Raw genomic sequence first — 13,889 nt, 5'->3', positions numbered from 1 at the left:
CCTAGATCCTCAGAGCAGAGTGGACCAGTAACTCCAGAACCGCACCAGGCACAACAGGATCACCGCGGTGAACCACAGCGCCACGATCGACCAGCGCCAGGTGTGCAGCCCGCGCAGCACGGCGTTGCCGCGCTGCGGCTGCACCGCGATCGTCGTCACCACGACCAGCAGCGGGATGGTCATCGACCACACCACCATGCAGTACAGGCACAGCGCGCCGATGGTGAACACGCTCTGGTAGATCAGCCAGTGCACGAACACCGTGCCCAGCAGCGTGCCGACCGCCAGCCCGGCCCAGTACCAGCGGGGCAGCTGAACCCGGGCCACCGCGAGCACCCCGGTCACCAGCACGACGGTGAACGACACGATGCCGATCAGCGAGTTCGGGAAACCGAACACGGCGGCCTGCGGGGTGACCATCACCGAACCGCAGGACAGCACCGGGTTGAGGCTGCACGTCGGCACGTAGGCCGGGTTCTTGAGCAGCTCGACCTTCTCGATGGTCAGCGCCAGCGCCGACGAGAGGCCCACCACGCCGGCGATCAGGACCCACAGCGCGCTCAGCCTCCCGACGTGCACCCCACCGTGCTCGGGGCTGTCCGGCTCGGCCGGGGACACCTCCCCTGGCGCGCTCACGCTCATGGAGCGGGAGCGGGAGCGGGCGCCGGGGTCGTCGGATCCGGATTCGGCGGCGGCGCACCGGCGTCGAGCACGGGCAGGTCACCGACGATGCTCCTGATCTCGTCGATCAGCGCGTCGGGGGTCGTCGGCTTGTAGTCCTTGCCGTTGATGCGGATGGTCGGGGTGGCCTTGACCTCGGTCGCCTTGGCCATGCCCTTGACCATGTCGTCGTAGCGGCCCTTCTCGATGCAGTTCGGGACGTCGCCGACGACGCCGGCCTGGCGCGCCACCTCGGTCAGCCGGGCCTCGTCCGGGAACGGGCCGACGCCCTCGGGCGGCTGCTGGGCGTACAGCGCGGCGTGGAAGCGGCGGAACGCCTCGGTGTCGGCTTCGGCCACGCAGTAGGCGGCGTTCGCGGCGCGGGTCGAGTACCCCTGGCCGGCCCGGTCCAGGATCGAGACCATGTAGTAGTCGGCCGCCACGGCGCCGCTGTCGATCAGCCGGTTGATCGTCGGGCCGAAGGCCTTCTCGAAGTTGCCGCACGCCGGGCACAGGAAGTCCTCGTAGAGCGACAGCACGGCCTTGGGCTCGCCGTCGTCACCGGTGATGACGTCGCTGGACGCCACCCGGATCGGCTTGGCCTCACCCTCGCCGGGCTTGTCCTCCTTGGTCATGACGATGTAGAGCACCAGCGCGACGGCGAAGATCACGACGATCGCGGTCAACCCGATCTGTACGGCCAGATTGCGTTTCTTGTCGGCCGCCTTCAGGTCGTACTTCGGGGTCTTCTTCGGTTTCGAGGCCACGGGGACAAGCGTACCGGCGGCGTTTTCGCGGCCCGTCAGACGCCGCGCAGACGGGTGCGCAGCGCGCTGATCATGTCGGCGACCGCGGCCGCGCAACCGCCCCCGATCGGGAACATGTTGGCGAAGCCGTGGATCAGCGCACCGGCCTGCCGCAGGTCGACGGCCACCCCGGCGGCGCGCAGTGCCTCGGCGTAGGCCACGCCCTCGTCGCGCAGTGGGTCGAAGCCGCCGGTCAGCACCAGTGCAGGCGCGAGCCCGGACAGGTCGTCGGCCAGCAGCGGTGACACGACCGGATCGGTGATCTGCACCGACGCACCGGTGACGTACTTGTCGGCGAACCACTCGATGTCGGCCTTCGTCAGGAAGTAGCCGGAGGCGAACAGGGTCTGCGACCGGGTCTCGCCGCTGGGGTTGGTCCACGGGTAGATGAGCAGTTGCAGCGCCGGTTGCGGCACTCCTTCGGCGCGGGCGCGCTGGGCGACGACGGCGGCGATGTTGCCGCCGGCGCTGTCCCCGCCGACCGCGACGCGGTCCGGGTCGGCACCGAGTTCGGCGGCGTGCTCGCGCGCCCAGCGGTAGGCGGCGAACCCGTCGTCGGCGGCGGCGGGCGCCTTGTGCTCGGGGGCCAGCCGGTAGTCGACCGACAGCACGTGCACCCCGGCGTCGCGGCAGATCAGCCGGCACAGGTCGTCGTGGCTGTCGAGGTCGCCGATCACGAAGCCGCCGCCGTGGAAGAACACCAGCAGCGGGGCGGCCGTGTCGGCGGTGGATGTGGGCGGAACGTAGTGGCGGGCCGGGATCTCACCGTCCCCGCCGGTCACGGTGAGATCTCTCACCGCGGCCACCGGGATCGCCTGCCGGAACCCGCCGGACAGGTCGCGCAGCTGCGCCCGCGCCGCCGCCACGTTGTTGGTGCCACCGTCGATCCCGACCAGCTTCTGCCCGGCGAGCATCAGCTGCACCGTGGTGTCGAGGGTGTTGCCGTCCACCGTCACCGTGCGGCCCGCCAGCAGCAGGCGTTTCACCGGGTCGGGGATGCGCGGCAACGCGCGCAGGGTGACACCCGCCATCGCGGTGACGAGCGCCTCCTTGCGTCCCGGGCTGTACGCGCCGTCAGCTGGCAGACTCGCAGTCATGGCATCTCCCTTGATCACGCTGAATGACGGTAATGCGATCCCCCAGGTTGGACTCGGAGTTTGGCAGACGCCGCCGGAGGCCACCGAGCGCGCGGTTGCCACGGCGCTGGAGGCGGGCTACCGGCACATCGACACCGCCGCCGCCTACCAGAACGAACGCGAGGTCGGGCAGGCGCTGGCCAAGTCGGGTCTGCGCCGCGAGGACGTCTACATCACGACCAAGCTGTGGAACGCCGACCAGGGTTATGATAGCACGCTGGCCGCGTTCGACAAGAGCATGGAGCGGCTGGGCCTGGAGTATCTCGATCTGTATCTGGTGCACTGGCCGATGCCGAAGACCAACAAGTACGTCGACACCTTCAAGGCGTTCGCCTACCTGCGTGACCAGGGCCGGATCCGCTCGATCGGGGTGAGCAACTTCGAGCCCGAACACCTGCGCACGCTGATCGACGCCACCGGCGTCGTGCCCGCCGTCAACCAGATCGAGCTGCACCCGCTGCTTCAGCAGCAGGAGCTGCGTGAGGTACACGCCGAACTGGGCATCGCCACCGAGGCGTGGAGCCCGCTGGGGCAGGGATCGCTGCTGGCGAATCCGACCGTCACCTCAGTCGCGGAGGCGCACGGACGCACCCCGGCGCAGGTACTGATTAGGTGGCATATCCAACTCGGCAATATAGTCATCCCGAAATCGGTGACCCCCGAGCGGATTGTGAGCAACTTCGACGTGTTCGACTTCGAGTTGAGCGAGCAGGACATGGCGTCGATCTCGTCGCTCGGCGATGGCACTCGCCTGGGTCCCGACCCGAGAAATTTCGAGTTCACAGGGTAGGTGACATGACCTCCTCGTCCATTCCGACGGTCACGCTCAACGACGACAACACCATGCCGGTGCTCGGCATCGGCGTCGGCGAGCTGTCCGAGGCCGACGCCGAGCAGGCGGTGCTGGCGGCGCTGTCGGCCGGTTACCGACTGATCGACACCGCCGCCGCGTACGGCAACGAGGCCGCCGTCGGCCGCGCGGTACGCAAGTCCGGGGTGCCCCGCGAGGAGATCTTCGTCACCAGCAAGCTCGACGTCCGCGACCAGGGTTTCAAGAGTGCGCAGGACGCCTGCCGCAAGAGTGTCGAGGAACTCGGTCTCGGCTACGTCGACCTGTACCTGATCCACTGGCCCGCCGGTGAGCAGGGCAAGTACATCGACAGCTGGGGCGGGCTGATGAAGAACAAGGAGCTCGGCGACGCCAAGTCCATCGGGGTGTCCAACTTCCACGAGGAGCACCTGTCGAACGTCATCGACCTGTCGTTCTTCACCCCCGCGGTCAACCAGATCGAGCTGCACCCGCTGCTCAACCAGGCGCACCTGCGCGAGGTGAACAAGGGCTACGGGATCGTCACCCAGGCGTACAGCCCGCTGGGCGTGGGCCGGCTGCTGGACAACGAGACCGTCGTCTCGGTGGCCCAGGCGCACGGCAAGACCCCGGCGCAGGTGCTGATCAAGTGGAGCCTGCAGCTGGGCAACTCGGTCATCACCCGGTCGAGGTCGCCGGAGCACCTGGCGGCCAACCTCGAGGTGTTCGACTTCGAGCTCACCGACGACCAGATGGCCGCGCTCAACGGCCTGGACGACGGCACCCGGTACCGCCCGGACCCGGAGACGTACACCGGCTAGCACCGGTGCCGATGATCGCGACACGCTTGCCCGCCAATTCGACGTCGTGATCCCAGGACGTTGAATGCACCGTCGTACCGCCAAAGTCCTTGATTCCCTCAATGGCCGGCGGTTTAGGTTCGACAAACGGTCCGATCGCGCTGACGACATATCGGGCGGTGCGTTGCCGGCCGGCGACGGTCAACCGCCACAGATGGTGGTCCTCATCCCACTCCCTCGCTGTGACTTCGCTGTTCAGCTGAACCAACGGACGGATGTCATAGCGATCAGCGCAATGATCCACATAGGACTTCACCTCCGCGCCTTTGGCGAAAACGCGTGACCAGTCCGGCTTCAACTCGAACGAGAACTGGTAGCCCTGCGCGGGGACGTCGACCCCGACACCCGGGTAGGTGTTGTCACGCCACGTCCCGCCGATGTCGTCGGCCCGCTCGAAAATCACCACATCGTCAATGCCCGCACGCCGCAGCGCAATAGCGGCTCCGATGCCGCTTATCCCGGCGCCGATGATCACGACCTCATGTTCGGGCTTCTCACGTTGAGTGTGTGCCTTTGCTGCCATCACGCGTCCGCTCCATCCCAATGCATCGGTTGCATGGACCGACCCTAGAACGAAATCCGCCCCATGTCGAGACGGATCGACAAAATCGTCTCGTTGACACACACGGTGGGCTTCTCTAGGTTGTAGACGTGCAACTTCCCGCCCCCCTGCCTCGAGTGTCCGCGTCATGACGCTCATGCCACTGGTGAACTTTGCGGCGCGGGCGGCCGTCGGCGCGGTACGATTCGCGCGAAATCGCCTGTCTAGCAATGTTCCACAGCCGCATGATTCGACGCTGCTGCCAGGTCAGGCAACTATCGTCGACGCCGACGGCGACCGGGTAGGCATTTACCGGGACTCAGCGGGTGAGCTGCGGGCAGTTCGTGCCCGGTGCACGCATCGGGACTGGGAGCTCGAGTTCAACGCAGGATCCCGAACATGGAACTGCCCGCTGCATGGGGCGCGGTTCGCGATCGACGGCACGGTGATCCGCGGCCCGGCCACTACTGCACTGGAAGCTGTTTGTCTTCCCCGGGAGATCCGCTCGGGAGGTCCTCCGGCGACACACCAAACGAGGGTCGACACTCAATAGTGTTCGAGCAGTCGGTCCAGTACAGCGCACCGCCCACCGATCGCGCGGATTTGCACCGCGCACGCAACGGCGCGCCGGTTCGCTAGGCCCAGGCCGTTCAGCGAATTCGACTGTACTGCCATCGGATTCGCGTTTGCGCCAGAGGCAAGCCGTTCTTGCCCCCCGGCGAGCATCTCATCTGTCCACAACAAGCAGGAGAGCATATGCACACTCGACCCTTCAGCCGCCCGGACCGCAGGACCGACTTCGCCGACGCCGTCGTCACCGGCGCCGGCTCGGGTATTGGCCGTGCGTTCGCGTTGGAACTCGCCCGCCGGGGTGGCCGAGTGGTATGCGCCGATATCGACGCACATGGCGCGAACGCAACAGTCGAGGAGATCACCCAGTTTGGTGGAAAGGCCCTCGCTGCACAGTGCGATGTCACCAACGTTGAGCAGGTCGTGGACCTCGCCGACGCCGCTGAAGAATGGTTCGGTAGTCCGACAAGCCTTGTCGTCAACAACGCCGGCATCGGCACCGGCGGCGACGTGATTGGCCAAACTCCATTGGCCGACTGGCATCGCACCCTTGAGGTCAACCTGTGGGGTGTCATCCACGGCTGCCACGTGTTCGTGCCGCGGTTGCGCGCTGCGGGTCGAGGCGGGGTCATCAACGTCGCGTCGGCCGCCAGCTTCGCCGCAGCCCCGCGTATGGGCGCCTATAGCGCCAGTAAGGCAGGGGTTCTCGCGCTTTCTGAAACCTTGTCGGCGGAACTGAGCGGAACGGGGATCACCGTCACCGCACTGTGCCCGACACTGGTCAAGACCAAGATCGTGGACAACGACGCCATCTCACACTCCGCCGCCGACCTCGCAACAACACTCATGAGATGGATCGGGACCCCGCCGCACGCCATCGCACGCACGACGCTTCACGCCCACGATCGTGGCCAGCTCTACGTTCTGCCGCAGCTGGACGCAAAGATCGCCTGGGCGATCAAGCGGGCCACTCCACGAACGTATACGCGCGCACTTGGGTTGATCGAGCGATTCATCCGCTAACATCGTCAGCGCTCTTAACCCTGCCAACGCTCAGCAGCCGATAGTAGACGGACCGTGTCAGGCGTATACGCAGGCCACTCCAGCCCCTTCGCCCTGCCCTCATGAGACGCACCCCAATATGCGCAATTGTGGCCGCGGACTGGGCGCATCGACACTCGTTATCTCGGAGCAAGACCGTCCCGCGTGGCAGATATGCCGGCCAGGCTCGCCGCCCCAAGACGATGTTGGCAGCGCGTAAAACCGCTGCGATGCCACGGCTGTTGCGCTACGGCTCGCCGATCTCGACGCGGCGGCCAAAGGGGACGCGGTGCCCGCCGCCGAACTTCCGGCACGATGTGACTTTCGGCCGACTCGTATCGATCGCGCCAGTTTTGCTGCAAAGTACGCGTTGTACGTGGGTGATGTGCGGCCAGGGGCATATCGCTGTGACCAGCTCTCCATTGTCGGTGCCGTTGGCGGTACAGCGACTACATCGAATCGTGGACGGTACCCGTCGCTAGCGGCACAAGATATCGCTGCGCGAATGCCGCGACTTTGACGTCATCATAAAACGGGATCAAGCCGTCGGGTATCAACAGTTGGGTCATCGCCAACCGAATCATGATTTCGGCCGCGACCGCCGGCTCACTCCCATGGGCCAGACCATGGCGGGGCAGTGACTCCAAGTATCCTGCGACGAACGTGCGCGCGGCCGCCAGCGCCGTTCCGCCACTTTTCGCCGCGTACCCATAGAGCTCTTCGGGCTCGGTCGTGAGCAATCGGTTTAACAGCGGGTTTGTTCGGAGCTCGCGTGCGCTTGCCACCGTGAGCTGAACGATGGCATCGGCGGCATTGTCGGTGTTGGCGAGATTAGATGCCACTCGCGCCAGTACCGCGATCAGCTCACGTCCCGCGACGGCCTCGACGAGACTGTCCCGGCCAGGGAATCGTCGGTAGACGGTGGCCCGCCCCATCCCGGCGCGACGCGCGATGTCACTGACGCTGCTGCGCCGGATGCCGACCATCTCGAATTCCTGTTGCGCGGCAGCAAGAATGCGGGCCGTCACCTCTTCGGAATTGTCGGCGGCCGATTTCCCCCTAGGCAGGGTGGTCTTGTCCCCGCCGGACACTGCGCCCACCGCCTGACCCACCTTGTCCTCGACACCCCGAAGGCTCGCGTGCTTGCCGCGCGCCGACACTGACAGTTCAGCGCATGCCATAGATTACTGCACCGACAATCGGCGCACCGGTAGGCGGCCGACGACCGTGCACAGTTCCCGATATCGCGTTATGCACCGTCAAACCGTTGCCTCAAATGACAGTCCGCAGTCGTTGAGCCGGACCGTCGCCCGCCGCCGGCCTGTCGTAATTTCCGGTACGAGCAGCTTCACGGGCCCGGCTCACCAGTTTGCGCACCGGAGCGCTCACGGCCATCGGAATGATGTCCTGAACGACGGGCGTTGCGGACAGCGCCGAGAACAGAGGGCGATGAGTAACTTTGACCGCCGCCTTCATCAGCTCTGGATAGGGCTCCTTACCGTAGAGCCGCATGAGGTAGTCGGGGGCCAAAGCGACACCGGTGGACAAGGCTGCCCGCACCGGCAGCGCCAACAACGCCTGCTTCAGTCCGGCCCTGGGCCGCGGGAAGAAGGTGTCACTGACGAACAGAGCTGACTCGGTGAGAGCGAGATTGGCACGTTCGGCCGCCAGATACGTGTCGACCTCAGCTTGACTCTTCGGCATCAACTCGTCCGGAATGCGATTGAGTCTGCCGACAATCGTACTTTCCTCACGCCAGTAACGATTTCGTTCTTCAAGGGTTAGTTTCCTCGGCCCGTACGCGTCATACGCGTCGAGCGCCCCCTGTCCGTACGGAATCAGCAACCACAGCAAATTGCGCGGTTCCGACGCGCAGTGTTCACGATCGCCCGTCGGGCCCCAGGTGCCAACGACGTGATCGTGCATCGCGTTGACCACATCCGCGGCGTGTTGGGCGGTCGCCCGGTCACCGAAGTAGATCGCAAACATGTACTCGGTGGTCAGGACAATGCGCTTCCACGGATCGGTGGCACCCGTGGAATTCGAGACGCCAATGTTCGCGAGCCAAGGATTGAGGAAGAAGTACGCGCCCGTGGCCACAACGCCGGGAAAGATCGTCGGGCCGCTGATGCGCCAGGAGATCGAGTCCGGGCCGAAGAAACCTGCGTCCTCGCACCGGAACGGTTCTTTGATCATTGCCATGACCCAACATTGGCGCATGCCCGACCGAAAGTCAATGAGACGAATTAATCGCATCGTCTCGGCGATGACTAGCCGCTGGAGCGCCTTTCAACTACTTTCGCCGTCGACCTTGCAGAACAGAGCCACCCCAGCCCGACGTGCACAACAGAGACGAATAGATGCATTCGTGTCTCATTGACATCGAGGGTGGTGTGTGCCACATTTACCGAAGCGCCGGGCCCTGGCAAACACCGGTGAGGACGCGTCTTCGGGACGCACGATGACGGAGGAACCCGCGGCGCGGCCCAGGTCGCCGTCGCCCCCGCTCAGCGTCGACTCAGATGCAGCACAAATAGGAACCCAGACTCATGGGACGGGAGTATCGAATGGTCGAGATACACACGACGGGCGTCATCGAGCGATCCGCAGCAGACGTGTTCGCCTACGTGGCCGACTACCGGCGCATGAACGAATGGGTGTTCGGCATCACCAGCGTACGACCCGTTGGCGATGCCGATTACGGCCCGGGAGCGGTATTCGAAGGCGGCGTCGACCTGGGACCGAAGACGCTCAGTTCGACCGCAGAAATCCAAGGATGGCAACAAGACCACCTGATTGCTCTGCGGTCCTTGGCTGGCTTCGATTTCACAGCGACTCTGCGCCTTCAACCCGAAGCTCACGATCGAACCGTCCTGGATTTCGAGTTGAGCTACGGAAACTCCGGCGGCGTTGCAGCGCGGGCATTCAGCAAAACCATCGAACCGCTCCTGGCCCTCGCGGCACGACTCACCACAGACAAACTGTGCGAGACATGCACCAGAGCAACACAACCACCTCTCCAATGCCGCCCCACAGCAAGTACGACCGAAACGCGGCCGGCCGACGCGACGCGGGGGCCTGGATCGGAGACGAGCAACTGATGGATGGGCTATTTATGCGGTCCAACAGCTTTCACCAATCACGAGGGGCCGCCGACGTGACTCTCGGTGAACCCCACCAGCCTGCACTCGCGCGGGAGATCTGTTGACAGCCAATCACGCACGATCGCGACCGCCCGAAACCCGTTCGGCTGTAAGGGAAATTGGGGATTGGGGCCGCCGGTACATGCGGTCTCATCCGCTGCAGTCGCTGCACACGGTCGGCGGCCAAGTGGTGCTAGGCGTCCGTACCGTCCAGTACTTCGCCGTCGAGATCGTCACCCGGCGATTCATCGTGGGAGAATTCATCAAGCAGGCAGCGTTCATGGCTGGGACCGCCTTTACCCCAACACTTTTAATGACCATTCCCATTGGTGTCACGCTATCCATTCAGTTCAGCCTGCTTGCCGGCCAGATCGGGGCGACCTCGCTGTCTGGAGCAGCGACCGGGCTCGCGGTGATCCGTCAGGGCGCTCCACTCGTGGCCGCGATCCTGCTCGCAGCAGCGGTCGGCTCCGCCGTCAGCGCGGACCTCGGCTCCCGCACGATGCGCGAAGAGATCGAAGCCATGGAGGTCATGGGCGTATCCGTGATCCGCCGCCTCGTCGTCCCCCGCTTCGCCGCCGTCATCGTCGTCGGCGTTGCGTTGACCGGCCTAACCTGTTTCGTCGGGTTCATCGCGGGCTACCTGTTCAACGTTTACTTGCAGAACGGAACGCCCGGATCATTCGTCACAACCTTCGCCTCTTTCGCCACCGTCGGCGATCTGACACTGGCACTGGTCAAGGCGGTCGTCTTCGCCGCGATTGTCGCAATTGTTAGCTGCCACAAAGGATTAGACACCCATGGTGGTCCAGCTGGTGTCGCGAACTCGGTAAACGCGGCCGTCGTCGAATCAACCCTGCTGCTCATGCTCGTCAACGTTGCCATCACCCAGCTGTACGTCCTGATCTTCCCGAGAGTGACCCTGTAGCCGTGGCAGTCGTCACCCATCGTCCCCCAGGCGTACGCCTCGCGCTGGATACAACTGTCGCCGCCAGCCGAGCAGTGGCCAAAACCGGTCACATGATGTATCTGTTCGGCCGAATCCTGACGTCGATTCCCATTACGCTGCGCCACTATCCGCGCGAATTTCTGCGCATCCTGTCAGATATCGCCTGGGGTAACGGCTCGATCGTAGTGGGAGGCGGCACCGTCGGTGTCGCGCTGGTTTTGGGCTTTACCGCCGGGGCAATGATCGGCGTCGAAGGCTATAACGCCTTGAACCTTCTGGGTCTCGGTCCCGCCACAGGCCTCTTATCGTCTTTCGGCTCCACGCGCGAATTTGCGCCGGTCATGATAGGCCTCGCATTCATTACCCAAGCCGGCTGCCGATTCACCGCACAATTGGGCGCGATGCGCATCGCAGAAGAGATCGACGCCATGGAAGCGATGGCGATCCGGCCGATCCCCTATCTGGTTACCACACGTGTCGTGGCATCAGTGGTCGCCGCCATTCCTCTCTTTCTGGTCTGTCTAGGCGTCGCATTCCTGTCGTGCCAGCTGGTGGTCAGCATTTCCTCGGGCCAGTCCTTCGGTACCTACCTGCACTATTTTTCCTTGTTCATCAGTGGCCGAGATGTCATGTACGCCACCGTCAAAGCTGTCATCTTCGTCTTCGTCTCGTCGACCATCCAATGCTATTACGGATACTTCGCTTCCGGCGGTCCTGAAGGCGTCGGGATAGCCGCCGGCAGGGCGATGCGCGCGAGTATCACGGCGACCATCATCTTGAACATGCTGCTGACCATGGCATTGTGGGGAGTCGACACCGGCGCAAGGTTCGGTGGATAGCGTTGCCGAACTCATTCGACTACGAGGCCGGCAGTCCATCGAATCGCCGGCTTTTCGCGTTGGGCGTGTGCTTCTTGGTGCTCGCGGCCTCGTGCGTCACACTGATGATCGCGAAATCCAAAGGCACACTTGACCAGATCGTCAAAGTCAACGCCGAGTTGCTCAACGTCGGTGACGGTCTGCCAGCCAAATCTGACGTCAAGTTCCGCGGCGTCCTCGTAGGGTCGGTGGCTGACGTCGAACCGGCACGTGCCGGACAACTCAACATCGTCCATATCGATCTCAAACCGGAATACGTCAGCGGCATCCCGGACACCGTGACCGCGCGGGTTGTGCCCTCCAACGTTTTCGCCGTCTCATCGATACAGCTGGTCGACAACGGAAAGGGCGCTACACCATTGCGCGCCAACACAATCATCCGCGAAGACCAAAGCCTGCCGACCGTCCTGTTCCAGTCGACACTCAGCAAATTCCGTGAGGTCTTCACGGCCATCGGCCGCGAACCCAACGCTGACCGCATCGGCGTACTGGCCGCCGTAGGCGAGGCCACGCAGGGAAGGGGAGAAAAACTCCGTGACGCAGGACACGACCTCAATGAGATTGTCTCCCAACTGAACACCGTTGTGGCCGGAGACACCGGGCCATCCACGATTGCTGCACTCACCGACGCCGCTGACAAACTGCGCTCGGTCTCGCCTGAGCTTTTCGACGCCCTCGGCAGCGCAGTCAAACCGATGCAGACCGTCGCCGCGAAACGCTCGGCATTGAGCGATTTCTTGTCCGCCGGACTGGGCACCGTCGGAAAACTCGGCGACGCTTTCGACCACCAGACCGACAGGCTACTCAACATCACCATCCAGCTCACACCGGTGATAGGCGTGCTCGCCGATAACGGCGGCCAGTTCCATGGAATCTCCACTCGACTGCAACGGCTCAGCAATCAGTTCTATGACGAAGCGTGGAATCCCGAGACAAAACTGGTCACCATCAAAGCCGCCGTGTCCTTTACCCCGAGCCGGACATATGTACGCGCCGACTGCCCCCGCTACGGCGACCTGGCCGGCCCAAGCTGCCAGACGGCCCCAGAAATTCCCGTGGCGCCCTCGTTGATGCCAGCGCTGGGGTCGATGGGCTTCCCGCCCCCACCGGGTGTCTCCGAGAACCGGCCCAATCTCGCACCACCTCGCAACTCCGTGGTGGCCCCTGATCCCGCCCGAAGCCCACCACTGCCAACGGATACCGCCCCGGCACCGTCAACTGATCGGATGCCTGCACTGCCCGCCGAGGCGCCGCCGCCACAAGCCGGTCAGCCACCCAGTGAGTATCCACAGTCGGCGACCATCGGCGGCAACGTGGGACCGGTGGGCAGTGCACAGGAACGAGACCAACTGAGCCGGATCGTAGGCGGCCACGCCACGGCGGCGACGCAGCTGCTGCTCGGACCCGTTGCGCGCGGATCGACGGTCCACATCACGCCAGATACAGGGAGTGACCAATGAGTTACCGCAAGCCACTCATCGGCCTGACCCTCTTCCTGGTCCTGGCCATCGTCGCGACATGGTTGGTGTTCGTGACGCTGCGCCGCGATATCGCCGGCCCAACGAATACGTATTCGGCGCTGTTCACCGATGTTTCGGGGCTGCATCCTGGCGACGACGTTCGCGTTGCCGGGGTTCGCGTCGGCCGTGTGGACAGCGTCGACCTACAGGGCACCCTAGCCAAGGTCACCTTCCGGGTGCAGCAGACCCAGACCCTCTATCACAACACGGTCGCCTCGGTGACTTACCAAAACATCATCGGGCAGCGATATCTGGGGCTGGCCGAAGGGACAGCGGGCGAACCGACCGTGCTCAACAACCGCGGTCAAATACCCGTCGAACACACCGTGCCGTCATTTGACATCGCGTACCTCCTCAACGGATTTGAGCCGCTGTTCACGCTCCTGGACCCGCAACAAGTGGACAACCTGACCGAAGGCGTCGTCCAGGCTCTTCAAGGGAATTCGGGTTCGGTCCTAGCACTGATCACCCAAACCTCGGCGTTGGCACAATCGCTCGCCGGACCCGATCAAGTCCTGGGCGACGTGATCACCGCCTTCAACGCCGTGATGACCAATCTAGCGGCGCAGAACGCGAACCTACAGCGCGTCATCAGGCAAACCCGAGACGTGATGGTCACCCTCGGGAACCGACGGGAGAAATTGGTGGAGTCCGCCGGTTCCATCGCCGCCGCGGTGACACGACTCTCCGCGATCACCAACAACGTCAACCCCGACCTGCAACAACTCATCCATCGCGAGCCGGGATTCACCTCCTACATCACCGGGGACGGACGAGACCGCTTCGCCTATTTGGGGGCCAACCTGCCCTACATACTCAAAGGCGCCGCTCGAATCAGCCAAGAAGGAGCACACGCAAACATCTACTTCTGCGATGTGAACGTCACCATCTTCGCGTTCCTGGGCCGCCTGGTCCCCGGCATTGTCCGTCTGGCCTCACCAGGCAACGTCGTCCAACACTCTCCGATTTGCAGGTAG

At 64.1% G+C, this 13,889-nt stretch carries 15 protein-coding genes; 9 read left to right on the top strand and 6 right to left on the bottom strand.

What is annotated here, in order from left to right; all coding sequences use genetic code 11:
- Nucleotides 1–9 precede the first annotated feature (9 nt).
- The 3 genes from AC5Y5O_RS29585 to AC5Y5O_RS29575 are packed head-to-tail and all read right to left on the bottom strand — an operon-like array spanning nt 10 to nt 2,563.
- Nucleotides 10–642: a vitamin K epoxide reductase family protein gene (locus AC5Y5O_RS29585; RefSeq protein WP_003889255.1), complete on the bottom strand. Its 633-nt coding sequence runs from the start codon at nt 640–642 to the stop codon at nt 10–12.
- On the bottom strand, nt 639–1,427 hold the full coding sequence (locus AC5Y5O_RS29580; RefSeq protein WP_047041144.1) for a DsbA family protein: 789 nt from the start codon (nt 1,425–1,427) through the stop codon (nt 639–641). Before AC5Y5O_RS29580 ends, AC5Y5O_RS29585 begins: the two co-directional genes overlap by 4 nt.
- A 35-nt stretch (nt 1,428–1,462) precedes the next feature.
- Nucleotides 1,463–2,563, bottom strand: coding sequence for an alpha/beta hydrolase (locus tag AC5Y5O_RS29575; protein ID WP_047041146.1), 1,101 nt, complete (start codon nt 2,561–2,563; stop codon nt 1,463–1,465).
- Between AC5Y5O_RS29575 and AC5Y5O_RS29570 the strand changes: the two genes are divergently transcribed.
- Both AC5Y5O_RS29570 and AC5Y5O_RS29565 read left to right on the top strand, forming a co-directional pair.
- Entirely contained in the window at nt 2,562–3,392 is an 831-nt protein-coding gene (locus tag AC5Y5O_RS29570) for an aldo/keto reductase (protein ID WP_040634844.1), read from the top strand. The two genes, AC5Y5O_RS29575 and AC5Y5O_RS29570, sit on opposite strands and share 2 nt — an antisense overlap.
- Nucleotides 3,393–3,397: 5 nt before the next feature.
- Nucleotides 3,398–4,231, top strand: coding sequence for an aldo/keto reductase (locus tag AC5Y5O_RS29565; RefSeq protein WP_003889251.1), 834 nt, complete (start codon nt 3,398–3,400; stop codon nt 4,229–4,231).
- Here AC5Y5O_RS29565 and AC5Y5O_RS29560 read toward each other — a convergent pair.
- Nucleotides 4,173–4,793 carry a flavin-containing monooxygenase gene (locus AC5Y5O_RS29560; protein ID WP_500028541.1) on the bottom strand — a complete coding sequence of 207 codons (621 nt, stop codon included), beginning with the start codon at nt 4,791–4,793 and terminating at the stop codon, nt 4,173–4,175. The genes AC5Y5O_RS29565 and AC5Y5O_RS29560 overlap by 59 nt on opposite strands.
- Before the next feature lie 166 nt (nt 4,794–4,959).
- On the opposite strand from AC5Y5O_RS29560, the gene AC5Y5O_RS29555 reads away from it, so the two are divergent.
- Both AC5Y5O_RS29555 and AC5Y5O_RS29550 read left to right on the top strand, forming a co-directional pair.
- Nucleotides 4,960–5,364 carry a Rieske 2Fe-2S domain-containing protein gene (locus tag AC5Y5O_RS29555; RefSeq protein ID WP_083420495.1) on the top strand — a complete coding sequence of 135 codons (405 nt, stop codon included), beginning with the start codon at nt 4,960–4,962 and terminating at the stop codon, nt 5,362–5,364.
- Nucleotides 5,365–5,567: 203 nt separating this feature from the next.
- On the top strand, nt 5,568–6,404 hold the full coding sequence (locus tag AC5Y5O_RS29550) for an SDR family NAD(P)-dependent oxidoreductase (RefSeq protein ID WP_071288174.1): 837 nt from the start codon (nt 5,568–5,570) through the stop codon (nt 6,402–6,404).
- Nucleotides 6,405–6,871: 467 nt separating this feature from the next.
- Here the strand turns inward: AC5Y5O_RS29550 and AC5Y5O_RS29545 are convergent, their stop codons facing one another.
- Together AC5Y5O_RS29545 and AC5Y5O_RS29540 are read right to left on the bottom strand one after the other, a co-directional pair.
- The gene (locus tag AC5Y5O_RS29545) at nt 6,872–7,603 is read right to left on the bottom strand and encodes a TetR/AcrR family transcriptional regulator (protein ID WP_071288175.1); all 732 of its coding nucleotides are present in this window, start codon (nt 7,601–7,603) and stop codon (nt 6,872–6,874) included.
- 91 nt (nt 7,604–7,694) lie between these two features.
- Nucleotides 7,695–8,624, bottom strand: a complete 930-nt coding sequence (locus tag AC5Y5O_RS29540) for an oxygenase MpaB family protein (RefSeq protein ID WP_071288176.1) — start codon at nt 8,622–8,624, stop codon at nt 7,695–7,697.
- A gap of 365 nt (nt 8,625–8,989) precedes the next feature.
- On the opposite strand from AC5Y5O_RS29540, the gene AC5Y5O_RS29535 reads away from it, so the two are divergent.
- The 5 genes from AC5Y5O_RS29535 to AC5Y5O_RS29515 all read left to right on the top strand — a co-directional run bounded on the left by AC5Y5O_RS29535 (nt 8,990) and on the right by AC5Y5O_RS29515 (nt 13,889).
- On the top strand, nt 8,990–9,523 hold the full coding sequence (locus tag AC5Y5O_RS29535) for an SRPBCC family protein (RefSeq protein ID WP_100225986.1): 534 nt from the start codon (nt 8,990–8,992) through the stop codon (nt 9,521–9,523).
- A 184-nt stretch (nt 9,524–9,707) separates the two neighbouring features.
- On the top strand, nt 9,708–10,493 hold the full coding sequence (locus tag AC5Y5O_RS29530) for an MlaE family ABC transporter permease (protein ID WP_050545737.1): 786 nt from the start codon (nt 9,708–9,710) through the stop codon (nt 10,491–10,493).
- 2 nt (nt 10,494–10,495) lie between these two features.
- A complete protein-coding gene (locus AC5Y5O_RS29525) occupies nt 10,496–11,353 on the top strand; it encodes an MlaE family ABC transporter permease (RefSeq protein ID WP_016895472.1) in 858 nt (285 codons plus the stop codon).
- Nucleotides 11,354–11,355: 2 nt separating this feature from the next.
- Nucleotides 11,356–12,852 carry an MlaD family protein gene (locus tag AC5Y5O_RS29520; protein ID WP_016895471.1) on the top strand — a complete coding sequence of 499 codons (1,497 nt, stop codon included), beginning with the start codon at nt 11,356–11,358 and terminating at the stop codon, nt 12,850–12,852.
- A complete protein-coding gene (locus tag AC5Y5O_RS29515; protein WP_101930912.1) occupies nt 12,849–13,889 on the top strand; it encodes an MlaD family protein in 1,041 nt (346 codons plus the stop codon). The genes AC5Y5O_RS29520 and AC5Y5O_RS29515 overlap by 4 nt, the downstream gene beginning before the upstream one ends.

It is taken from the genome of Mycobacterium sp. NGS40, from assembly GCF_059812735.1.
This window is presented reverse-complemented; position numbering and strand designations above follow the sequence as displayed.